32 protein-coding genes and 1 other annotated feature are annotated in these 22,770 nt (G+C 36.6%); of the genes, 1 reads left to right on the forward strand and 31 read right to left on the reverse strand.

Translation table 11 applies throughout. From position 1 onward, the window contains the following. Window positions 1-241: 241 nt before the first annotated feature. From BK582_RS24775 to argS, 6 genes are all read right to left on the reverse strand, one after another. Window positions 242-688, reverse strand: coding sequence for a DUF4871 domain-containing protein (locus tag BK582_RS24775; protein WP_078597644.1), 447 nt, complete (start codon window positions 686-688; stop codon window positions 242-244). Window positions 689-870: 182 nt separating this feature from the next. Next, complete coding sequence (locus BK582_RS27730) at window positions 871-1,017, reverse strand: hypothetical protein (protein ID WP_218190761.1); 147 nt, start codon at window positions 1,015-1,017, stop codon at window positions 871-873. 50 nt (window positions 1,018-1,067) lie between these two features. After that, window positions 1,068-1,244, reverse strand: a complete 177-nt coding sequence (locus BK582_RS27430) for a hypothetical protein (protein ID WP_169911256.1) — start codon at window positions 1,242-1,244, stop codon at window positions 1,068-1,070. A 309-nt stretch (window positions 1,245-1,553) separates the two neighbouring features. Then, window positions 1,554-2,297 carry a hypothetical protein gene (locus BK582_RS24780; protein ID WP_078597646.1) on the reverse strand — a complete coding sequence of 248 codons (744 nt, stop codon included), beginning with the start codon at window positions 2,295-2,297 and terminating at the stop codon, window positions 1,554-1,556. Further along, entirely contained in the window at window positions 2,275-3,021 is a 747-nt protein-coding gene (locus BK582_RS24785; protein ID WP_244895476.1) for an alpha/beta fold hydrolase, read from the reverse strand. Before BK582_RS24785 ends, BK582_RS24780 begins: the two co-directional genes overlap by 23 nt. A gap of 27 nt (window positions 3,022-3,048) precedes the next feature. Beyond that, complete coding sequence (gene argS, locus BK582_RS24790; RefSeq protein ID WP_078597648.1) at window positions 3,049-4,737, reverse strand: arginine--tRNA ligase; 1,689 nt, start codon at window positions 4,735-4,737, stop codon at window positions 3,049-3,051. Window positions 4,738-5,062: 325 nt separating this feature from the next. After that, window positions 5,063-5,268: a binding site (T-box leader), on the reverse strand. Between the two features lie 159 nt (window positions 5,269-5,427). On the opposite strand from argS, the gene BK582_RS24795 reads away from it, so the two are divergent. Next, entirely contained in the window at window positions 5,428-6,174 is a 747-nt protein-coding gene (locus BK582_RS24795; protein WP_078597650.1) for a metallophosphoesterase family protein, read from the forward strand. Window positions 6,175-6,227: 53 nt separating this feature from the next. Here the strand turns inward: BK582_RS24795 and BK582_RS24800 are convergent, their stop codons facing one another. The 25 genes from BK582_RS24800 to BK582_RS24920 form a co-directional block, all read right to left on the reverse strand. Then, complete coding sequence (locus tag BK582_RS24800) at window positions 6,228-6,692, reverse strand: NUDIX domain-containing protein (RefSeq protein WP_078597652.1); 465 nt, start codon at window positions 6,690-6,692, stop codon at window positions 6,228-6,230. A gap of 68 nt (window positions 6,693-6,760) precedes the next feature. After that, the gene (locus BK582_RS24805; protein ID WP_078597654.1) at window positions 6,761-7,120 is read right to left on the reverse strand and encodes a VOC family protein; all 360 of its coding nucleotides are present in this window, start codon (window positions 7,118-7,120) and stop codon (window positions 6,761-6,763) included. A gap of 92 nt (window positions 7,121-7,212) precedes the next feature. Continuing rightward, window positions 7,213-7,608 (reverse strand): VOC family protein, encoded by a 396-nt coding sequence (locus tag BK582_RS24810; protein WP_078597656.1) that lies wholly within the window; start codon window positions 7,606-7,608, stop codon window positions 7,213-7,215. A gap of 283 nt (window positions 7,609-7,891) precedes the next feature. Beyond that, window positions 7,892-8,449, reverse strand: a complete 558-nt coding sequence (locus tag BK582_RS24815) for a nucleoside/nucleotide kinase family protein (RefSeq protein ID WP_078597658.1) — start codon at window positions 8,447-8,449, stop codon at window positions 7,892-7,894. A 50-nt stretch (window positions 8,450-8,499) separates the two neighbouring features. Then, the gene (locus BK582_RS24820; protein WP_078597660.1) at window positions 8,500-8,880 is read right to left on the reverse strand and encodes a VOC family protein; all 381 of its coding nucleotides are present in this window, start codon (window positions 8,878-8,880) and stop codon (window positions 8,500-8,502) included. A 92-nt stretch (window positions 8,881-8,972) separates the two neighbouring features. Continuing rightward, the gene (locus tag BK582_RS24825; protein ID WP_078597662.1) at window positions 8,973-9,434 is read right to left on the reverse strand and encodes a hypothetical protein; all 462 of its coding nucleotides are present in this window, start codon (window positions 9,432-9,434) and stop codon (window positions 8,973-8,975) included. 215 nt (window positions 9,435-9,649) lie between these two features. Beyond that, a complete protein-coding gene (locus tag BK582_RS24830; RefSeq protein ID WP_139368297.1) occupies window positions 9,650-10,123 on the reverse strand; it encodes a hypothetical protein in 474 nt (157 codons plus the stop codon). 80 nt (window positions 10,124-10,203) lie between these two features. Next, window positions 10,204-10,533, reverse strand: coding sequence for a DUF3221 domain-containing protein (locus tag BK582_RS24835; RefSeq protein WP_078597666.1), 330 nt, complete (start codon window positions 10,531-10,533; stop codon window positions 10,204-10,206). A gap of 97 nt (window positions 10,534-10,630) precedes the next feature. Beyond that, complete coding sequence (locus tag BK582_RS24840; protein WP_078597668.1) at window positions 10,631-11,272, reverse strand: hypothetical protein; 642 nt, start codon at window positions 11,270-11,272, stop codon at window positions 10,631-10,633. A gap of 57 nt (window positions 11,273-11,329) precedes the next feature. Further along, window positions 11,330-11,947, reverse strand: coding sequence for a hypothetical protein (locus BK582_RS24845; protein ID WP_078597670.1), 618 nt, complete (start codon window positions 11,945-11,947; stop codon window positions 11,330-11,332). Window positions 11,948-12,041: 94 nt separating this feature from the next. Continuing rightward, a complete protein-coding gene (locus BK582_RS24850; protein WP_078597672.1) occupies window positions 12,042-12,464 on the reverse strand; it encodes a hypothetical protein in 423 nt (140 codons plus the stop codon). Window positions 12,465-12,531: 67 nt separating this feature from the next. Further along, on the reverse strand, window positions 12,532-12,936 hold the full coding sequence (locus BK582_RS24855; RefSeq protein ID WP_078597674.1) for a hypothetical protein: 405 nt from the start codon (window positions 12,934-12,936) through the stop codon (window positions 12,532-12,534). 128 nt (window positions 12,937-13,064) lie between these two features. Next, window positions 13,065-13,385: a hypothetical protein gene (locus tag BK582_RS24860; RefSeq protein ID WP_218190762.1), complete on the reverse strand. Its 321-nt coding sequence runs from the start codon at window positions 13,383-13,385 to the stop codon at window positions 13,065-13,067. Between the two features lie 58 nt (window positions 13,386-13,443). After that, window positions 13,444-14,727, reverse strand: a complete 1,284-nt coding sequence (locus BK582_RS24865; protein ID WP_078597678.1) for a histidine--tRNA ligase — start codon at window positions 14,725-14,727, stop codon at window positions 13,444-13,446. A 407-nt stretch (window positions 14,728-15,134) separates the two neighbouring features. Then, window positions 15,135-15,587, reverse strand: coding sequence for an NUDIX hydrolase (locus tag BK582_RS24870; RefSeq protein ID WP_078597680.1), 453 nt, complete (start codon window positions 15,585-15,587; stop codon window positions 15,135-15,137). 47 nt (window positions 15,588-15,634) lie between these two features. Continuing rightward, window positions 15,635-16,078: a VOC family protein gene (locus BK582_RS24875; RefSeq protein ID WP_078597682.1), complete on the reverse strand. Its 444-nt coding sequence runs from the start codon at window positions 16,076-16,078 to the stop codon at window positions 15,635-15,637. Between the two features lie 35 nt (window positions 16,079-16,113). Then, the gene (locus BK582_RS24880; protein ID WP_078597684.1) at window positions 16,114-16,659 is read right to left on the reverse strand and encodes a hypothetical protein; all 546 of its coding nucleotides are present in this window, start codon (window positions 16,657-16,659) and stop codon (window positions 16,114-16,116) included. A gap of 116 nt (window positions 16,660-16,775) precedes the next feature. After that, window positions 16,776-17,117 carry a VOC family protein gene (locus tag BK582_RS24885; RefSeq protein ID WP_078597686.1) on the reverse strand — a complete coding sequence of 114 codons (342 nt, stop codon included), beginning with the start codon at window positions 17,115-17,117 and terminating at the stop codon, window positions 16,776-16,778. 155 nt (window positions 17,118-17,272) lie between these two features. After that, window positions 17,273-18,103: a DUF4037 domain-containing protein gene (locus tag BK582_RS24890; protein WP_078597688.1), complete on the reverse strand. Its 831-nt coding sequence runs from the start codon at window positions 18,101-18,103 to the stop codon at window positions 17,273-17,275. A gap of 116 nt (window positions 18,104-18,219) precedes the next feature. Beyond that, on the reverse strand, window positions 18,220-18,729 hold the full coding sequence (locus tag BK582_RS24895; RefSeq protein ID WP_078597690.1) for a GNAT family N-acetyltransferase: 510 nt from the start codon (window positions 18,727-18,729) through the stop codon (window positions 18,220-18,222). A gap of 129 nt (window positions 18,730-18,858) precedes the next feature. Further along, window positions 18,859-19,374, reverse strand: coding sequence for a hypothetical protein (locus tag BK582_RS24900; protein ID WP_078597692.1), 516 nt, complete (start codon window positions 19,372-19,374; stop codon window positions 18,859-18,861). A gap of 33 nt (window positions 19,375-19,407) precedes the next feature. Beyond that, a complete protein-coding gene (locus BK582_RS24905; protein ID WP_078597694.1) occupies window positions 19,408-20,265 on the reverse strand; it encodes a metallophosphoesterase in 858 nt (285 codons plus the stop codon). Between the two features lie 38 nt (window positions 20,266-20,303). Next, window positions 20,304-20,729: an RDD family protein gene (locus tag BK582_RS24910; RefSeq protein ID WP_078597696.1), complete on the reverse strand. Its 426-nt coding sequence runs from the start codon at window positions 20,727-20,729 to the stop codon at window positions 20,304-20,306. 111 nt (window positions 20,730-20,840) lie between these two features. Then, complete coding sequence (locus BK582_RS24915) at window positions 20,841-21,284, reverse strand: DUF4871 domain-containing protein (RefSeq protein WP_078597698.1); 444 nt, start codon at window positions 21,282-21,284, stop codon at window positions 20,841-20,843. A gap of 679 nt (window positions 21,285-21,963) precedes the next feature. Next, window positions 21,964-22,437, reverse strand: coding sequence for a DinB family protein (locus BK582_RS24920; RefSeq protein ID WP_078597700.1), 474 nt, complete (start codon window positions 22,435-22,437; stop codon window positions 21,964-21,966). Between the last annotated feature and the right edge of the window lie 333 nt (window positions 22,438-22,770).

The raw sequence follows: 22,770 nt of genomic DNA on the forward strand, positions 1-22,770 counted from the left end.
AGATCGATATCCGAATATAAATCTGTATTTTCATTACCTATTGAACCACCATAAAAACATGCCAGAACATTGTCGTCATCCAGTAAATCTCTCTCAATCGAATTTAATAGTATTTCCCGGGAATCCGGCAGCTTCTGATCTCTCGCTTCGTGTTTACTTGTAAATCCCGCACATTTTACTCCACACTCCCTTTTAGCAGACTCATAATTTACCTTTTATTCAAAGCTAACGGTAAAGGATGCTACTCTTTAACATCTACCACTATACTGTCGTAATATTCCTCATTAAGATATATATCCATTTTCCAAATACCAGGTTCAGTTAATTTTAAAAGAGAAGGAAGGTGGTAGTCTGCCCCGTTATTTGGACCTGATAATCTATGTTCTTCCTCTCTGACAAAAGGGTTGATTTCGGTGTCTGTCTCCTGATGAAATGCTTTTACAGTTAAAAGTTTATTTTGAAGGTCATCACCCCAGAAATGCCACATTTGTTTAGAAGGCTCACCTGCTGCGAAATCACCAAAAAGCAGCCCGACACTTCCTTCTACTCCAACCATCTCTCTTTCATCAGTTTCAGAAACAGCAAATGAAGGACTTAATTCAAATTCATCAATTTGAGCATCTGATTCATCAGCACACCCGCTTAAAAATAAAATAGCTGTAATAAATAGAATGGGCCTGACTTTCATCTCTTCAACTCCGATTTTATTTTTAAATCACATTAATCTAACAGATGGGTTATCTTTCGAGTCTAATCAAATACTATTAAACTTGTTGCGATTGAACATAAAAGAGACCTTATATGACTTATTTTTACTAGATGAATCGATTTCATCATTAAAAAAATTTCATCGTAAATTCAAAGATCATCTTATAATGTTACTTTGTTGTTCGATTTGCGCTTCAGACGGACGCGTTCTGCGGGCACGGCTTCAACTAATTTTTGACGGCGTTCAGCCGTCAAAAATGGATTTTCAGCTCGCTCTGTTCCCGCCAGAGTCGCCGTCTTTCGCTGCAATCGAAAGTAATGTTCTTCTTTTTTATGCAAAGTCTATATGTGAAATTCATTCAGATAGTAAAAACAATCCATAATATCGCAAATACGACTGCTAATACGAGGAGGGACAAAATTGCCGGTTTTCTTTGGGAATTACTCTTGTTTTTATTAACAGCTAATTTATTTTCGGTTCGTTTACTCTGACGGTTGCCATCTGTTACCGTCCTGTGCATCTGCCCATCATCCAATAAGTTCCCCTCCATTTATTTTAATTTTCTGACTAGTTACACTTAGATTATACCACTGTTCCTTAGTAAGTGGATTATGGAGTTTGCGAATAATGAATTTACGAATGAGGCTTATTCATACGTTCAGATTGATGTTTACCCGTAATGAATTCACGAATGTAGCTTATTCTTGCGTTCAGATTGATGTTAACTTGTAATGAATACCTGAATGAGGCTTATTCATACGTTCAAAATAGAGTTTACCCATACTGAATGCATGAAAGAGCACGATATTTTCTTCATAGTCCCTGAAATAATCGCCCGATGAAATTACGCGAACTCTGCATGAAAAAACTGTGTTAAAGGGAGGGTTCTTCCTTGTTTATGCCATTGGTGATATTTTTCGAAAATCGTTATTATATCCCCGGAAGCTTTATCCTCCACCAGTTCTTTTACCGTTAAATAACTCCGCCAGTAATCGTACATGATACTGGTTAAAGTCCCCTTATACGAACTTCTGCCAAAATCGTCAAGTGAGTGATTACCATATTTTTCTTTAAAGACTTTTACTAATTCAGATTCCACAGCTGTTATTTCTGCAAATTCCCCCTTACTAAGAAGTATTTTTCTCGGAAGATAGAAGCACATTCCTTCTTCAAACCATATGCTGTCAGTTCGCTCGTCATCAAACTCGTCTAGAAACAAATCAGAATGATGAGTAAGTTCATGTGCCAATATAATGAGTAATTGATTTATAGAATAACTCTCATAAAATTTATGAATATCCGGGACACTCACCCCTTCCAACTGGCATATAAACAGCCTTCTCCATTTATTAATGTCTGGAGACATATAGATCAAATTTTTATCTGTAAAAGCTGGTATGGGAACGCCGGAAAAGACAGATGTAGCCAGCTCTTCTGAAGTCCAAAGTATCCCTTTTGGTTCTTCTGTAAGTGCATACTCGTCCTCTAATAGTTTCTTATATGCTTCCAATTTAGAGTACAATTCATCTGTTATCTTTTTGAAACTAGTTATTTCTTCTATCGTTTCAAACGCGTAAATCTGCTTCATATCGCAATCCTTCCTTAAGAAAGCTCTTAATGGCGCTGGCTAATTCCTGTTTTTTACTCAGCCATATATAATGTTCTGCTTCCCTTATATTAATGTAAGCCGAATCAGGAATTAGATTAGCCAGCTGCTCAATCGGCCATGACGGGCGAATATCTTTTTCAGCGTAAATAAAGAGCGAGGGTAGTTCCAGCTGTGATATCTCCTTAAGTAGCTCAGGCTGTTTGATAAAATCTCTCCAGGAGTTAATAAGTGAGCGGTGGACTACTTTATTATGTTCATATTCTAACTCCGGGAGAGGTTCTCCAAATTCCTCCTTGTTATACTTGTATTCTTTTTTCCAGTCCCTGTCATTCTGAACACCAGTACCGGAAATCGATACATAACCTAATAAAGAAGCAGGATATTTGAGAGAATATGCAAGCCCTAAATCTGCTCCCCAGGAATGGCCAATAACCAGCCATTTGCATATTCCATATTCCTTCCGGATTGCTTCTATATCCTGCAGAGAGGTATCTATATCACATCCATTGCCATCGTATGGAGAACGTCCACAACCTGCGGGATCAAACATAACGACTTTACACATATCCTCCAGTAAGTCTGAAAGAGGCTTTAAATAATTGTACATTCCTGGCCCGCCGCTTAATAAAACAACAGGGACCCCCTTTCCATTTTTCACAGTCCATAACGATTTATTTCCGATATTAATATATCTCTCACTCACACATTTTCCCCCTTCTCTAAAATTTCGTTACATTTTGTTTGGCGCCTTTATCCCAAGCAGCCTCAATCCTTCTTTTAATACGATCATCACGGCCTTTACTAACGCAAGTCTGCTTTCAAGGAGATGGTCATCGGTAAGAACTTTCACATGCGAATAATATTGGTTGAACTCCCGGGATAGATCGATTAAGTATTTTGCAATTTGGGAAGGTTCATGCTGAGCGAAGCTCTTTTCGATGACTGCTGGAAAATTCATTAGTAATTTTATGACAGACCAGCTGTAGCTGTCCGTCAGCCCGTCAACGCTCAGAGTGTTTTCGTCATACTGTGCCTTATCTAAAATCGAACAGGCTCTTGCATGGGTGTATTGGATGTATGGACCGGTAGTCCCTTCAAATTTCAGCATGTCTTCAAGTGAAAATTCAACATTATTTTGTCGTTCCTTTTTCAAATCATGAAAGATGATGGCTCCTACTCCAACTATTTTCGCTATTTCCTCTTTGTTTTGAAGAGAAGGATTTTTATCGGCGATACTTTGTTCTGCCAGTTCAATTGCTTCTTTAATCACTTCTTCCAGGAGGACAATTTTTCCTTTTCTGGTAGACATCTTTTTTCCATCCTTCAAAATAAACCCGAACGGTGTGTGCTTCATCCCTTCTGCCCAGGAATAACCCATCTTTTTTAACACAAGGAAGAGCTGCCTGAAGTGTAAGCTTTGTTCATCACCCACTACATAAATCGCCTGTTCAAACTGGTACTTCTCATATCTGTAAATGGCAGCAGTCAAATCCCGGGTAGCATATAAGGTGGCGCCGTCCGACTTCTTAATCAAACATGGAGGCATGTTATACTCCGATAAATCAACGACTTCCGCCCCTTCCGATTCTTTCAGGAGCTGTAAATTAGATAACTTCTCAATTGTCTTTCCCATCATGTCATTATAAAAAGCTTCCCCATGATCAAAATCAAAGGTAACATCAAGCAAATCATATATTTTAGAGAATTCTTTTAGGGATTCGTCCCTAAACCATTTCCACAGTGACTGAGCCTCTTCATTACCTTCTTCCAGTTTTAAAAACCATGCTCTTCCTTCATCCTCCAAGACGGGATTTAATTCAGCTTCTTTATGGAACTTCACATAAAGAGACAGTAATTCTTCAATTGGCTGCTTTCTTACAGCACTCTCATCTCCCCATTTTTTATAAGCTGTAATCAGCTTTCCAAATTGGGTGCCCCAATCTCCCAGATGGTTAATCTTCGTTACCTTGTAGCCACATTTCTCCGCTATTTTTGAAATGGAATTACCAATTACAGTGGATCGCAGGTGGCCCATGGAAAAAGGTTTGGCAATGTTTGGCGAGGAAAAGTCAATTACAATGTTTTTACCCTCCCCCTTTTTATTCGTGCCATAGTTTGACCCATCTTTAAGGATTAATTCTAAAACATTCTTGCTTACAGTTTGCTTATTCAAAAAAATATTTAGGTAAGGACCCTTCGCAGCAACTGTTTCGAAAAGTGAGTGCTTCAGTTTACTTTCCAGCTCCAGAGCGATCTCTTGCGGTGCCTTTTTTAACCTTTTAGATAAAAAGAAACATGGAAATGCCAAGTCACCTTGTTCTTCATGTTTCGGCTTTTCTATTAACTGCTCAACTTCCATTTTAGTTACTGTAGGTATATGTAAAGCGATTTCCTGGGCAAAGATTTCTTTAAATTCCAAACTAATCACCTTCCTCTGTTTTTTAATAATAAGCTCTGTTAAACTTTAATGTTGATTTTCACTACAGGACGCTCGCTTGCCTCGGGCATTGCTTCAGCTACCTCGGGAGCCTTTTTGGCTTTCGAGGGGATCTTCAGCTAATGCTTTTCCCGAAGGCGTCTCGCCTTCTTTCGCTACAATCAACACAATGTAAAAATCAACGTCGGCCTTTAACAAAGCCTAATAATAAAGAAAACTAGCCTACTGGCGAGCCTTAAAGGCGATGGCAAAGGCGTGCATCACAGAATTTTATACATTCTTATAAACACAAAAAAATCCCGCCTCATATAGAGACGAGATTACCCGCGGTACCACTCTGATTGTTCATAACGAACCTTCTTACTGACGATAACGGAGGTCACCGGCCAAACCCTACTGCTTTCAGGTATGCTTCTCAGAAGTGCGCTTCATAATGATAAGAATATCAGGCTCACACCGTCCCTGACTCGCTTACATTCCTCTCATAACTACTCTCTTCATCACCGAATTTGATATTTTTTCCATGATATATAATTTCCTGTAAAAAATCAATCTTTTTTATCAGAAAAACTTTCCTGTGACAGATTTTAATTTCCTGCATTTTATTGAAAGTGAATAAATAAGGTATAATTTCTTATATAAATTCTAATAAAAGGGAGTGTTTAATAAGAGATGAAAATTGTAGTCTTTACAGATATTCACGGTAATGCTTCTGCCCTGAAAGCTGTTCTTAGTGAGCTCGACAAGAGACAGGACATTGAACATATCTATTGTTTGGGCGATATGATAGGAATTGGACCAGATACAAATGAAGTCTTGAAAACCTTGTTTGGAAGAAATGATGTATCCATGATTACTGGAAATCACGATGAAGCAGTTTTGGCACTTCTAAAAGGAGAGGAACATCCATTAAGTCATTCCCACGCCAAAGAGCATCATCAATGGATAGCAGACAATATGGATAAAGACTTCGTACCAAAATTAGAACAATTGCCCCGGACAATTAATCTAACAATTGAAGAGAAATCTATCTTGTTTATCCATTATCACATTGATCGGATGAAATTAGATTATCATATTAGCCAGGACCCTTTTAGCAAAATTGTTGAGCCCAGTTTAGAAAATTTAACTTCTTTATTTCAAGGGAACAAAGAAGATTTAATATGTTTTGGACACCATCATCCACTTCATTATTTTGAGAGTGACAATATCATCTATTTAAACCCAGGTTCTTTAGGCTGCAATTCAAAACCAACTGCGCCATATTCAATAGTAGAAATAAAGAAGGACAAAATTTTCGTCAATTTAAAAGAGGCCCCTTATGATAACACCAGCTTTTTAGCTTCGTATGGATTATTACAAGTACCAGAACGAGATTTTCTTATTAAAGCTTTTCACGGCAATCAATTAAAACATTAAACTTATATTCAGGAATAGCTTTTTCTTTTCCTCGTAACGGTCTATATAAAGTCTTAATTGATGTCGCCTAGATAAACTGGTGATTTAACCCCATTCAATTTCTTTTTTATTTGTTTTACTAACTCTTTTGGGTACACCCTGTAGTTGGGCAAGTCTTTAATAGGGATCCACTCAATCCCGACTTGGTCATTGTCAGGATTTTGAGGAGCATGATATGGATTTTTGTCAGTGATGATGGTACAAGCAAAATAATACTCAACTTGGTGAACATCAAAATCAAAGGAAGAATGTTCATGATTTTTTCCTATATATTCACGAATGTGGAGCAGCTCTCCTATCTCGATCTGCTCTCCTGACTCCTCAATACACTCTCTAATCAATGCCTCATGAATGGTTTCTCCATGTTCCTGTCCACCACCTGGAAAAAGATAAAAGAAGCCTTCACTATCTTGATTTTTTGTAAGTAAGACTTTTTCTTCCCTAATGATAATAGCTTTCGCTGAATTTCTGATATGCATTAGAAGGTCTCCTTTCGCCTGAATTTTCAATTACCTTATATCTATTAACCAGGGTAATCTTTACTGCTTTATTTTCCTACTAAAACAAAAACATTTCCGTCAGGGGCTTGCATTACAGCTACGTAACCACCCAGAGAATTAGGAAATGGTTTTCGAATCCATACTACTTCAGGGTTAGACTTTAAAGATTCATAGGTCTCACGCACATCTTTAACTACGATCTCGGTTTCAGCAAATTTATAGTTCGGATTATTCTTTAATACTAACTCCGAATTGCCATCAGGATACTTGAGTCCGATCAGTTTCCACTGTTCATCTTTGTCCTGAAACGTTTCCCAGGCCTTTTCCAGTCCTAACGATTGGTAGAATACGACTGATTTTTCAATGTCTTCTGTATAAATCGCAACACATTCTATCCTGTTCCACATAACTAGTCACATCCTTAAGAAGAAAACCATACGTTTTAATTTACAAGAACCACACGTAACCAGAGGAAAGTAAGCTTCTCCTATAAGAACTTCTATATTTCGTTGCCTGTAATTGTTCTGATACGCTCTTCTTCTTCCTTTTTATTTACATATTCAAAGAAACCAAGGCGATTCCCCCAAGGATCTGTAAACGTACCCCATTTTACAGGAACCTCTACCCTTGAAAATATTTCAAACTGATCAATGCCTAACTCTCCAACAAGGCGCTCTCGTTCACCTTCTAAATCTGTTACCCCAAAGCGCATGGGGCCACTTGCTTCAGCTGGTGTCCCTTCGGCAAGCTGCAGCCAACAGCCAGACATTATCTCCCATTCAGCAAAGCCTTCGTGGGGAATGAAATCCGGTTCTCTGTTAAAAAATGTCTTATACCAACTTATCCCTTCTTTAATGTCACCCACCCGAACTTGATTGGTCATTTCAAATATCACTCAAATCCCTCCTCTATATAATATGTCTTACATAGTAAAGGTCAAATTGCTCGTCAATATAAGGAAAAAATTAAAGTAATACTGAATCTATTGCTTCGTTAAAAACTAATGGCAGAGGCATCCACATAGAGTACATCGAAGCCATCGCAGATGTAAGAGAGCAAACTCGTTGTTATTTACCATCTTTTTATATGTAAAAATAATAATATTAAAATATAAAAAAACCTGCCCAGCCTAATATTAATGCGGAACCAGCATGTCCTTCTCCCTTCAAAATTACATCCTAATCTTTCCGCCATCTTAAGATTTCATTGTATAAATGGTATGCAATTTCATGGATTTCTAATGTTCCATCAACTATTATGTCTGAATTAGGCTTAATTGTCTTAATCATTTCTAGGTAACCCCGCCGTCCTGCAGAAAGATATCTTTCCAGATCAATCAGGATATTTTCAGAAGGACTATTTTTAAAATCTCTGATTATGCGACGAGCTAATGCAACATCCAGGGGAGTATCAATAAACACAGTTACATCTATTAAATTACTAGTCTTGATATGCTTGTAAGCAAAGGGATAGTCCAGCAAAATATAATTTAAAGGTTCGGTAAATAAGCTTTCAATATCTTGAATCAATGGATCCATGTTCCATTCATTATAATTTGCTCCCTTATCAACCCAGTCAATAATGTCAGGTGGACCAGCAAAGTCATAGTCGTCAAAAGAAAGTATTTTCGAATTATGCAGTTTATCTCTTAGATATTTTGTAATAGTTGTTTTCCCGCTCCCAGAGACTCCGGAAATAGCAATTACAAGTGGAAGCTTTTCTTTTTCCAGACCGATCCCCCCTTATTAATTTCTGCTTTTCCCCATGCTACTAATTGAAATTTGGTTTAAATATTTTCATAAATTTCTATCAGTGAACCAGCTGGATCTCTGAAATGAGCCACCTTAATGCCCCAATCCTTTTGTTCAGTCGGCTCCGTAATAAATGCTACTTTGTCTTTTAATTCCTGATATTTATCATCCACATTTGGCACTTTAAAGATTAAGGCTGTTCTGTCAGCCTGATCTATATTCGGAGAATAATCTTCTCCAATAGCTTCAGTCATCTGTTTTCGTTCAAATATCCCTAGTTTCGAACCATTAAATTTAAAATCTGCATAGTTAGAATATTCGTCTCCCCAGGAAACTTCAAATCCTAAAACGTCCCGATAAAAGTAAAAACATTCTTTGTAGTTGTCTACAAGTAGCCGCGTATGTGTTAGTTCCATTTAAAAGCCCCCAATTTTCTTTATTATTCGGTTCTGTCAGCGTTTCATGATATAAATAAGGCCTTCAAATTAGATGGAAGCCATAATAAATTTTACTGCTTTTTAAGGAATTCAACAGACATATTCTTAGTTAAGTTATTGTATAGATTTCCAAGATGACTTATTTTATCAGAGTCGGCCATATTGAAATCTAAACTGCTAATTTGAGCTGAATACTCAATGAAATCTTTATCACTTTCTTCAAAGTCAGTGAACTCAATTTCTAAATGTTCATTTTCATTTTCAAATTTAATGACAAGTGCCTTATCATTAAACTCATATGTTCCCTCTCCGTCATTAATAGCACTTGTTGCTGCATTGCCATCTGAAAACTCTACTTTCATTATAGAATGATATTTATTGGGACTATCAGCATCTCCCTGAATTACTGGAGGATAAGCAATATTAAAAATTTGCCCCCATAATTCCTCGCTCCCGGATGCTGTATTACTAGTAGTACATGCCGAGACTAAAAGTACAGATAACAGTAATAGAAAAACAACCCTCTTATTCATAATGCCATCTCCTTCCAGAAATTATATTTACTTCTAAATATTTCTACGAAAGGATGCCTAATGAAGTTTCAAATATGTCAGACTTTTTAGTGAAATAAAGTCCACAAAACTACGTTGTTTCTTTCCGACTGGTTAACACTTGGGGGTTAGATATTATAATAGCGTGGTTTTAATCAATACCACCGGCCAACCTGGTACCTTTAAAAAAACAGTAATTACTTGTTATCCTCCAAAATTACTTTTAATCTGTCTATTATGTCATCGTCCGCTGAAGATAAGAAATAATCGCCTTCCCAGGTTGGGATTATTATTGCCCCATCTTCAAATACCCAGTAACTAAGCTGACTCTCATCGTTATCAAAGTCTTCAATAAAAGTGACAGAGTATATGTAGGTCAAATGCAGCCCTTCATTAATAACTTCATCTTTATCCATAGTATTATAATCTTCTCTGACCACAATGTCTCTTACTTCCGAAATGCTTTCACTGTCCGTTAGTAAATAGTTATTATCTTCAGAGGATACTTCTGTATCGCTTAAATCTAACACATTAACAGCTTCCGTTTTATCTGAATCTGGTATAGGCGCATCCCGATCTGAACTTTCATTTGCTGCTGAGTTACATCCAATTAGCAGTAAGACAGCCCCTAATGGAAGCACTAGTTTATTAATTATCATTTTTCCTCTCACTCCGGTTATCTTTTTTTAGTTCTCTATGAACAACTATAATATGTAGTTCGCTTATTCAGCAGATCTCCCACTGTTATTTGCTAATCTAATAAGGTTACTTTCCATGCGCCTGTAACTGGAGGGTCGGAAAACAAGACTACTGGACTGAAATCAACCATTATTCTGTCTCCTGTTTCCAGCTTGTAATAACTTAATTCACCGCCAGATTTACTAACTATAACAGCTCCTTCAATATTTAGGTTTGCTCGTTTATAACTTGGATTTAACCATTTATTACTTTCTATCAATATAAATGTATCCGTCTCCTTTTCAATAATTGTATACCACTCTTCCCTATTCAAATCTATAAACAGGAAAACGATGCCTATTATCAGAAAAACTAGTGCAAAGCTCCATAATTTTTTTCTCATAAAATCCTCCGGTTTCCATTAGCTATGAAGCATATATTACGACCCTAGTTTGCCTTTTTGAATACTTATGGCATTTCCCCTTCTATGATCAGAGACATTATAATTTATCTGCAAAAGCACTTTCTTCGTTATCTATAAAGTGTTTTTTATTATAAATTACATTATAGTAATCGATTTCAAAAAAGTAGGTTGCTTTACTTAAAGCATCATAAAAGAAAGGAATGAACTCAAGCTCATTAAATACAAAAACTTCAATTTGTTCATAGTTATTTCGGTATGCTTCAAATATTCGGTGGTTACCATTGATACAATAAGGCCTATTATCAGTTAGGTAATTACTTTGAAGCACCATCACAGGGTTCTTGTGGTTTGGTTTAATCCGGTCAGGGTCTTTGTTTATGTTGCCTTTATCAACAGAGTCAATAATCCGGGCTGGCGAGAACTTTACTGGTTTAATATCTTTTTCTTTTATTAATACAGCAGCACCATCTATATCTAAAGCATACTCAAATACTCCAGCTGGGTACTCAGCATATAAGGAAAATGTCTCCTGACCAATTGGGTGATTGACTGGATAATTTTCTTTTGTGAGGAATTTATATAGTATTTCAGACCATTTTGAGGCCACTTTTTCCCCATAGCTGGACTTTTTCTCCATCTCCTGAATCCGCGAACGATAATGTTCCATTAGTTTGAAATTTGGAGATAATTTTTCATAGTATACAATTTTGCTCTCCAATTATAATCCCTCCGCACGCATTTTAAAGTCTATTACTTTAACTCTCCCTATAGCGACTCAAGATTCAGGAGATTTGTATTTCAATAAATCAAGTGCTTGTTTTGTTGATTGAATCAATTCCAAATCCCCTTTTTCCTGTCTTAATTTTAACGCTGCTAAAAAACATTCTTCTGCTTCCTCCCACCTTGCTAATTCCAGAAGGCACTTTCCTTTATGCTGGTAAACAAAGTCTAAATACTCGACTAAATTATTGTCCACGCATTTTTCGAATGCCAAATTAAAGTTGTTTAAAGCATCGGAATGCTGGTCGCTGTATTTTAAAGCTTCCCCCAGCCGTATTAAAGAGACAATTTCTTTTGAGAATTTCTGACGTTCTTTAGCATAATTAAGACAAAAGGTTAGATGGTCTATAGCCTCTCGCGGCTTCCCATATATCCTGTTCAAATTACCTGCTACTCCCCGAAGAAAGTACTCATCCTCCTCATTTAAGCATCTTTCCAGCAGCCCATTTACCTCTTCGATGTATGCCTGTAACCTAACAGGATCACTGGTCTTCTCGCGCAGAAATTGATTTGTATCAAAATAAATAATCTTATATATGGATGAAAGCCTATCTTTAAATTTTGTCAACATCCCGGTCCCTCCACCTTGTTTCACTTCCTTTACCCTTGCCATAACAACTTTTTCTCCTAAACTAAGTGCCCTACTTACAGATGCAAAGGCTCTTTTTAAAAGCCGCCCCGTGAAGCACCTTTGAAATTAAATCTATCTATTTAAGTTCAAAGGATTCCTTGAACTCATCCCATTTAATAATTACAATGACAGACTCTTCACCTCTCATATCCCCACTTGCCAGACCGGTATAAGTGAAATTAACTGTTTGTGGGTAGGTGTCCTTTGAATATGTCTCAGTTACTCTGCTTCTAGTTGTCCCATCAATAGTTTCAAATGAGTATTCTAACGAACTTATCTCAGATAAATCTTCTAACTCCCCTTTGTATGATATTTGGAATTTTTCTGTACCATTAAAAGAATCATCCTCAAAACGTAACATTAGAAAAGCTTCCCAATACTCTCCCTCTCCACGGTAATTTATTTCTTCGGTTGTAGAGCACCCGGCCAGGAGAAAAATTATTAAAAACCCATTTAGAATAGGAAAAGTTTTGCACTGATTATAAAGGTTAGTTTTCAATTGTTTTCCTCCCTTGTAATCCAGAAGTTGCAAGGCTTCAGCTCCTAATTAAGTACAATCCTTAACATTAAGTTTCCTTACCATAGCTAAAACTTTTACCTGATCTTCGGACCATTAAATCAACAATAAAGAATACCGCAGAGCAGACAAGACCGTTAATAGTGACAAAATTAAGAGGACCTTGCTCTAATACTTCCGGCGCAAAGACACTAAAAGGCAGGACAAACCCATACCCGAAAGCCAAATGAATCATCAATGATAATGTACTTTGAAACTTAGCTGCTTTTTCACTAATTTTTTCTGCTAAGAAAGACGCAATGACTCCATAAGTAAAAAGGAATAGGAAGATATATAAGGCATAAATAAAAACTAATGAGGAGAAGTCCGCGTCATATACCGGTGATATAAAAGCGACTAATATTGTAGCTGGAATCCAGGTAATGGCAGCTGACAAAAATTTACGATTAATCATCAATAACACCTTATATATTTTAGGGTAGCTGTACTATTTCCAACTGGCAGGCGATAAAGAAGCCGCATAACGCGGCTTCGTGTATTTAAATATTGCTGCTCTCATGACCATCCCCCAAAAACAGCAATTTAATTATTGCGACTTCTAAATTTAGAACCTATTTTCTCAATGGATAACCAGCCAATAAATATAAAGAAAATTGTCAAAATGATGATTCTTAATGAACCGATAGCTACCTCAAAATTTTGTTCGGTTATATATACGGTTGTTTCTGGATATATTGCAGTGTATTGATGAAATAACGATTCTCCGCTATAGACAACTAAAGAAATGATTATTCCAATTACGATCCCGCTAAGTAACGATATCCAGACCTTTTTCAAATTATCACTCCTCGTCCCTTCAGAAGAATTCTCTTTTTGCTCAACTGGATAAATCAGATAATTCAATTTTACCATAATTTTCAAATAGAAAATGGTGATAAAACGTGAATTCTTTCATTCAACTTTACCTGAACTGATACAGTTCGACTTTCTCCTCACCTGAAAACATATCTTTGACCTTATACTGATTGTTTCTCACTTCATCTTCTCCAATAATAATCACATTGCGGATCTTTTCTTTGTTTGCTTTCTCCAGGGCTTTGCCTATTTTTTTGTTGTTCATTTCGTATTCAACTTTATAGCCTTTACTTCTCAAGTCATTCGCTACCAGGAAAGCTTCTTTTGGCGTGCCTAATGGAACGATATAATAATCTATATTCTGGTTTTCTTTAACCTTATTCCCAGAAGCGCTCATTGCCGTATAAATGACATCTAACCCAAATGATATTCCTACCGTCGAAAAGGTTTCGTTTGTTCCCTTCAGCCCGCCAATGGCATTATCGTACCTCCCGCCGCTCCCAATACTTGATTTGATCGACTTGTCAGATAAAAATATTTCGTAAATTGTGCCTGTATAAATCTCCAGACCTCTGGCAAGAAACGGATTGAACACCACTTTCTCTTTTACATTAAGATATTCCAGGTAGGCTTCTAACTCTTTCAATTCCTCTAAACCTTTTCTAACCTGTTTATTTTCTTTGGAAAACGATTCGAAATAGCTGTAATTCGTGTTGTTTTCATCAGTCAGGAACTGTCTAATCGAACTTACCGTTGAATTTGATAAACCTTGTTCGTTAAGCTCGGATACAACAGCTTCCAGACCAACCTTTTCAAGCTTATCCAGGATTAAAACGACTTTGTTGATCTTTGCCTCTTCTGTCCCGAATATTTCAAGCATACCAGCAAGTAATTTTCGATTGTTGTATTGAATCGTTACATTTAAATCAAGTTTCCTAAACGCATCTAAGGCCATTACCATCAATTCAGCTTCAGCTATTTGGGATTCCACTCCTGCTATATCCACATCACACTGTGTAAACTCCCGGAATCTTCCCGTCTTTATTGGCCCGTCTCTGAAAACTTTGCCGATTTCATATCTCTTAAAAGGCATCCTTAAAGTCGGATTCATCGCCACAACTTTCGCAAAGGGAATTGTGAGATCGTACCGTAAAGCTAATTCTCTTTCACCTCTGTCAGTTAATGTGTACATCTCTTCCAATATTTCAGCCCCGCCGCCGTACTTTGACGCAAGCAATTCTGTGTAATTTAATATCGGAGTTTCCAATGGTTTACAGCCGTATTGTATGAATACATCTTCCAGCTTTCTTCTTATGTCTCTTCGGATTGCTTCTGCATCTGGTAAATAATCCTGTGTACCTTTTACGTTTTGATAATCCATTTTTTTCATCTTCATAACCTCCAGTTTTTGACACAATTGGAATATAAAATTTTTGCGAAGAAGAGGAACCGACGCAGTTAAAATTTTCAGGTTCCTAGTATAAGTGCAACTACGTCTCTGTCTTCGCTTATAAGGCTCGCCAATCGACGAGTTTCTTTATAAAAATAAAAAACCACACCTGATTTAAGTGTTTTAACTTAATCAAATGCGGTTTAATGATAAATAGCCTTCCTATTTTCGATTTTTATAAATCGGATAGCAAGGCTACTTGATATGATGATGTAATTGTGAGAACAAGCTTATATTCGTAAATAAACACATAATCTTCACCTCTGATTGCCATTAAATGTAACATAATGTATGTTGGTTTTCAATAACATTTCGCCTAATTATTCTCAATGTTCAGGAATAATATTTTAGAATTGCTCGTTATAAAAATTGATTGTGTGCAAATTCTTTTTTGATAAATTCTCAAGTATTTGTTTTATTACGCCTGGCTCTCGTAATTCCTTATTTTCAAACTTTACAAGTTCATTTACTGTTATCCACTTACTTTCTGAAATGTTATCTTCTGTGAGATTAATAAACCCGCCAGATACCTCCCCAACGAAATGAAAAAGAATCACCTGGTTCTTAGTTTGACTGGTAAAATTATAGACACCGGTAGTCCAGGTTAGATTTACATCTAACCCTGTTTCTTCTTTCACTTCCCTCTGAGCCGTATAGAGAATGTCTTCACCAAATTCAATACGTCCACCTGGAAAATTCCACTTGTCTTCCGCACCAGGTTTATTTTCTTTAATTATTATGACTTTATCTTCTTTAAATATAGATACACTTGCTGCAAGAACAATTCCTTGTTGTGTCATCTGTTCCTTCAATCCTTATTGTATGGAATTTTAATATTTCTTAAATTTTATACGTCATTAATGATTAACATATTAGATTCGTCAAATTCCCAATCTTCTACATAGGCAACTTCCCAGTAGTAACCATCAAGGTCTGTAAAATATCCACCATAACCACCCCAGTCAGTTTTCTTTGGGGCTTTTTGAATTGTGGCTCCAGCTGACTCTGCCTTCTTTAAAACTTCGTCAACTTCTTCCATTGATTTTGCATTATAAGCTAATGTTATTCCCGGAAACCCACTTGATATAGCAGGAGGCTTGTTTTCATCTATATCTTTGGCGAGTTCTTCTAAAGGATACAAGGCTATTCTTGTTCCTTCATTTCTAAAGAAAATTATAGCGGGATTAGATTCTGTTCCTCTGATTGATGTATCAAATCCAAGCTCCTTAAAAAATTGGTGCGATTTAACAATATCCCTTGTGCCCAGTGTAATAAGATTTAATCTGTTCATTTTCAACCTCCAATTATTTGTTTTATATATTCAATTCACATTTGTGCGATTAGATTTCCACCTTCATCTAAGAACTCTATTTTAAAATCATCGATGTCTTCTGGATATGGGGCGTTCACCATTATCCAAATCCCAGTTTTATCATTGAGCATTACTATATCGGCTTCTGCTCCATTTACTGTTATTGTCCTTGTTTCAGCAACTATATCTTTTGGTATGGTTCCATGCAGAAGAGACTCTCCGTTCAAATAATCTACAGCTGCCGAATACGAATAACCTTCATTTCTATCACGTGAAAAAGAAGTCCATACCCATCCAAAGATGCCCTGCTCAAACTGCACTAAGGAAACCTCTGCTCCTATCTCAAACAAAATAAATGTATAGTCCCCATTTTGATAATACACTTTTTCTCCAATCTCACTCTGTGCTGCTTCCATTTTAAGTTCACTTTTTATAAACTTTTCAAATGCTTTATCGACAGTTTGGGAGTGGGGGCTCACTGTATCGATGCACGCAAACACAGCGAATATAGTTAGAACTGATACGATAAAAATAAAAGCTGCTTTTGAACGCTTTCTCATACAAGGCTCACTCTCCTTATCATCTCAGGTAAACTCACGTGCGAAAAACCTTAAAAAATTCATATAAACCTTCGTAAAAATAATAAAACTCTTCTTGTGATACCTTGTAACGTTATTTACTCCCAGAAACAAACTTGCAATCTATTTTTATCAAGGTCATAAAAATCAAAGAAAGTATTATCCCCGTCCTCTTGAATTTCGGTTACTTCCACCCCTTTTTCCTGTAGCTTTTTGTATGTGTTTTTAATATCCTTAGTGAAGAAAATAGGGTATGCCTGGTTTACTCTGGATGTGCTGGTTCCTTCCTCAATGGTTAATGGAACCTCACTATTTCCAACAGTTAAAACACGATAACCTTCCCCGTGAAAAGCTACTGTAAATCCTAACGCCTGATACCAGTTACTTGATTGTTCCACATTGCTGACTGTTAAACAAATAGTGTCTAATCTCTCAAACATATAATCAGCACTCCCTACTTTATAATGTTTAGTATTAAAAAAAGGCAGGATGTATTTACCTTAGTTGATGCCCTCCTCGAATTACAAAAGCTTTATAGAACTCAGCCTGGACTCTTGCATAGCTCTTCATTTATAACAAATCTAAAATATTTGATTTAATTTTCAGGTCTCAACTGCAATGATCTATTTATGACATTGGATAGATCTAATTGAGGGTGTTCTCTTTGTATGAGTTCATATACATCTTGAAGAATTTCTTCTAATTCTCCTATAGAAACTGAAGGGTCCTTCAGAAAAAGGGAACCTAGACGTTCCACTATCTTTTCTGGTTTAATAATCATTAATTCCAGTGTTTGTTTTTGCCACTTAAAGGCGGGGTGATGAACATACATATGATTTAAGCCAGACAACATTCCCATTATGTTCATTTGTACATCGGCCATAACTTTATAAAGCATTAACCAATCTTTTCGCTTGAGCAAAGCCTCACGATTATTCCATCTGTTACCGAGATGAAGATTTTCTTTTATCATTGCTATACTTAGTTCCTTGGGGTAGTTATTAACTTTTTCTTTCAGCGTTTTAATTAGCAAATCACCACAAAGTGGCTTTCCATAATGAACCGTGGCTGCTATACATTGTTTATCTAAATTTGTCTCAGAAAATAATATGACTTCATTTATGTGCTTAATGATCGTGTCTGTTAGAAAATTACTAATTTCTAGTTTTACACCGCCAGTTATATAAGTTTCTGACCACTCTTCATCTTCATAAGGGTAAAAATCGAGGATGTTCCCTTTTAATTTCGTAAGTGGATTGATCCTGTCCTCATCTGTTGGAGCCTCTTTCCAAAAAACAAATAGTTCTATATCTGAATAGTTATCGTACCACCCCCTTGAAACAGAACCCCCTAATAACACAGCTTCAACTTTTGGATTTTCCCCATATATTTTTGCAATATTTGATGCTAATATTGTTAAATCCACAAAACTCCCCCTTATTATAAATCCAGCCTGATTTCTCCTTTATTCAGCCAGAGCACTACATCCCTCCAAACTATGAAGGCAGTTTAACACCCTCCTTTATACTAAATATTCAGAATCTAAAGTTCGCGATAATATCTCAATGAGTGATAATTCTCCCCTTCTGAATTACCATAGTCCTGTTGTTCGTTCTTAAATATGAATCCTTTCGCCTCATAGAAAGGTATTCCTTTATGATTGCCTTTTGATACAGAAACCCATTGTTCGGTTGCGTTAAACTCCTCTTTTTGCTGCCGAGTATGAGCATTTAATAACATTGTTCCGATGCCTTCATTACGTCTCGAAGGATTTAGATACAAAACAAAAACTTCACCAGCGGAGTCACTTATCATACCGCCGCCAATCGCACCAATTACTTCGTTCTCTTCAACAGCAGCAAAATAGCCTCCCCATTCTCTTCCCGTCTCAGTTACTTCCCTCTGTATTCTCTCAGGATTATAGAACTCTTTAATAATCCTGTTAATATATTCTTCACTGCGTATTTCACTATATGTATTCCGATTGGCATCACTGCAAACTTTAACAATGCCCGCTACATGTCTTGTATCTGCTTTAAGGATTTCTATCATATTAGTCTCCTTCCGAAGGATATATTTTTCACTAGCCAAATCGCTCATAATGGAAAATACATACGACCAAGAGCAACAAAGAAATTATGCATTATAAAGGTGCCTTCAGTCTGAAGCACCTTATTTTACTTACTCAATTTCATTAAACGGATAGTAAAATTCATCCCCATTTTTCAATATAATACTGAATTGTTCATCTATAAAATCTAAGTCTGTCTCGTTTACCGGGATCACCCAGAAATCCTCATTTACTTTAAACCGGTATTCAATACTGTCTGTCTGAAAACAAATGGTTTTCACTGCATTCTCGTTTACATAACCGTAAAGAAATCCCTGGTCTTCTATTGAGATACTGCTAATATTGGATGTACGGAATACATGCTCTATGTGCTGATGGTCTGAATCGCTAACCGCCGGACTGGAGGAGCTGGTTAGTTTCCAGCCTAAAATACCTTTTTTATAGACTTCCCCATAAATATATTTGGAGTCCGAGCTGAACACAATCTTACTATCCCCGTAATTAATCTCTTCTCTAATTTCCTTGTCCACTATGACATTTGCTAAATTTGCATTTGGGAAATAGATAAGAGTCCATCCAATTACCATCATACTTAGTGTTAAAAAGACAGCCAGCCTCTTCTTCATTTGGTTTACTCCTCTTTAGTTCAGTAATCCTGATTAATTGGCTGATTCCAATGTGACCAGAACAACCTCCGGACGATTCAGGAATCTGACTGGAATCACACTGTTCCCAAGTCCTCTGTTTACAACCATTGTTGTGTTACTTGATGTGTATGTGCCTGATGTATACCGTGGAGGAAATCCCTGGTCAGGAGCAATTAAACCACCGACGAAGGGGAATCTGAATTGTCCGCCATGGGCGTGGCCTGAGAAAACAACATCAAACTCATGTTCCGTGTAAAGTGAAAACAATTCTGGCCTGTGGGACAGTAGAATCTGAAACTGATCATGTCCGTTGATGTCTTCACTTAAATTGCCGATTCTTTCTTCCATAATTGCTTTTTCATGTTCCCGTTCTGTTACATTCGCCGGGTCGTCAATCCCGGCGATAAAGATCTGGTCGTCCCCAACAGCGACCTCCTCTGCTTCATTTCTCAAAACCTTTACGCCAATATCTTTCAGGCTGCTCTCTAATGTGTCGAACTGATTTGACCACCATTCGTGATTTCCAGTTACAAAGTAGACTGGTGCAATCTGAACGAGCTTTTCCATTAAAATTAAGCTTGGTGTCTCATCATCTGTGTCTGCATCGATTAAGTCACCTGTAAAAACAATTAAATCCGGCTTTGACTCTATTACTTTTTCAACTAAGCGGCTTTGGTCCTTCCCAAAGGACTTATTGTGCAGATCAGATAATTGAACAATTCTGTATCCATCGAAACTTGGCGGAAGCTTCTTTGAAGTGATGGTGTACTCAGTTGTTACAAGTGAATTGTTTTGAAAATAAAAGAAAGAAATTATTAATACCATACCAGTTAAAAAGTAAATCCATAACTTTTTCGTTTTGTTCTTCATTAGTCATCTCCTGGGTTTTGCTGCAAACTTCTAAAACTTCATTTCTTTTCCGGCGGATCATGTGTCACATAAGTTCCCGCTATAAAATCGTGAATAGACCGGCTATCTTCTCTTAAGACAACCATAAATATACTAACGATTAAAGCTATACCAAATGTTAGAGCATAGATTAACGGCCCTATGAGTTCTCTGAGCAGCATTGTTCCAATGCCTGTTTTCTTCCCATCAACCCTTACGATTCGAATACCAGCTACCCACTTACCGATCGTATAACCAGACCAAATAACCGGTAAAATTATGAAATAGAGATTTGTAAAAAGATCGGGCGGGTTAAAATAATTTTCTGTTATATATTCACCGTATATCAGATTCGATAAAATAGCAGTGACTACAGCTATAATAAGACCGTCTACGAATCCCGCACCCAGCCTGATCCAAAAACCCGCAGAGTTTTTACACTCCATGCTACTCCTCCTTAAGTTGTTTGTTAATTACGAATTTGCCTTACCTGCAGCTGCTAAATTGCCAGTTATTGACCCGATGGTAAGGAGAGCTATTGTTAATAAGAAGATTACTCAATTTACTTCTATTACAATACTTTCGTAAAATTCTTCATTAAGATAGACATCCATCTTCCATACTCCAGGTTCAGGGAATTGTAAATGAGAAGGATGCGAGTAGTCTGCACCGTTAACTCCGAATCCCAAAGGGTACTCTTCTCCTCTAACCAAAGGATTAACTTCATCACTAACTCCTTCATGATAAGCCTCTACTGATACATATTTGTTTAACAGATCATCACCCCAAAAATGCCACATCTGCTTAGATGGCTCGCCTGCTATTATTCCTGCACCGAGCAGCCCAATCTTTCCTTCTATCCCAATCATATCTCGATCTTCAGAAATAAAAACAGGAGATGGCTCCCATTCTTTTGAAACGTCTTCTTTTTCTATTTTAGCATCGGCAGAACAAGCACTAACGAATAAAATTAGCGACATATTAAGCAATAACCGTTTCATGTTTCCTCACCCCAATTTTTAATAAATTATACCATTAACACCAATAGAATATAACAAAAATTTCCATGTATTAGAATATTCAGGAAACCTTATATTTATCGCCAACTATACTTCAAGATAGGTAGAAAGAAAAAAAGTAATTTTTGGAGCAAAGAGTTTTGCTTTTCTGTGCGACTATGAAGAAGAGGAATCTGAGATTGAAGAATTGTGCAGGCTTCAAACCTACGAAAGAATTGAGGCAGCCTTCGGAACTATGATCGATTACCTTGTGCTAAAAAAAGAAGGTCAGGATCAAAGGGCTAATCAACCTAAGAATAAAGAATTAAAAACTATAGTGGAGGAATGTGCGTTCTACTAGGTATAATACAAAGAAGGACAAAAGTTTGAAGACATTACGAAAAGGCATAGTGATATACTCTATGCCTTTTTTGCACGAACTAGAGCGAGTGTTCATGTGTTCAGTTATTAAGGGTTGAAATGCAGAAGCAAAAAATGACAACGGTTTTGACATAACAGATATTGTTAATTCAAACGAAAAACTCATCATATTTGGCAAGTTTTTAATATGTTTTTTTAACTAACGCTATTCGTTTGTTTACGTACATGTTCTGCACAAACATAGTCCTTCCTTCGTGGTATAAGGTGTAATTCCCTATCTTCAATAAAATATATGACTCTTTTAGGATAAGTCCTTTTTCATTTTGCGGATATATACTATTTGACCGATATGGTAAGCATTATGTGTAGTAGCATTTCCAATTAAAGCCCACCACTTAGCTTCTACTGGAAAACCATTTACACTTGATTGCAGCTTCTCTTCAGTTATCAAATCTTGCCAGCGTAACAGCACCTCCAGTAATTGTTCTTTAAGCTCTGTAAAACTTCTATCTTTTGTTGCAATAAAACTGTCTGCATTATCTTCTAAGGATTTTACAGCATTAACGTTTGATTTTTCATACCTTAACTGCCACACTTCATTCCAATAGATAAGATGCTGGACAATTTCTGCAATACTATGACTTGCCCCATCAGGCTTCCAATTAGCCTCTTTATCCGAGATCCTTTCAACCGATTCTTGAAAGGATGCATACCAGCTACGATCATTTGCATTGGCTAACAATTGGTCTAACAATACCGTTTTTGCATGAATCATTTTAACCCCATCTCCCTTATTATTTTGTACTTTTATTGTTTTTTGATAATATTTATGGAGAAATTTTTAAAAAACAATAATAATATTTTTACATCCACATTAATCAATTTCATATATTCTTTAATTATCCCTGCTCCGTTAGTTTTCCAAGTATCTTCTTTGTTCTATTACTAAATTCCTTTTATTTGGGGTAAAAAAAAGAAAAATACGTCTCTGCTTATTGCAGAAACGCTTCCGTTTGTTTCTGTAATGCTTTAAACAATTCCTTATAGAAATTAAAGGACTACATACTAAGAAGTCCAGGTGTATTAAATGTATTGTATCAGAAAATAT

The organism is Evansella clarkii (genome assembly GCF_002019695.1).
Lineage (GTDB): Bacteria > Bacillota > Bacilli > Bacillales > Salisediminibacteriaceae > Evansella > Evansella clarkii.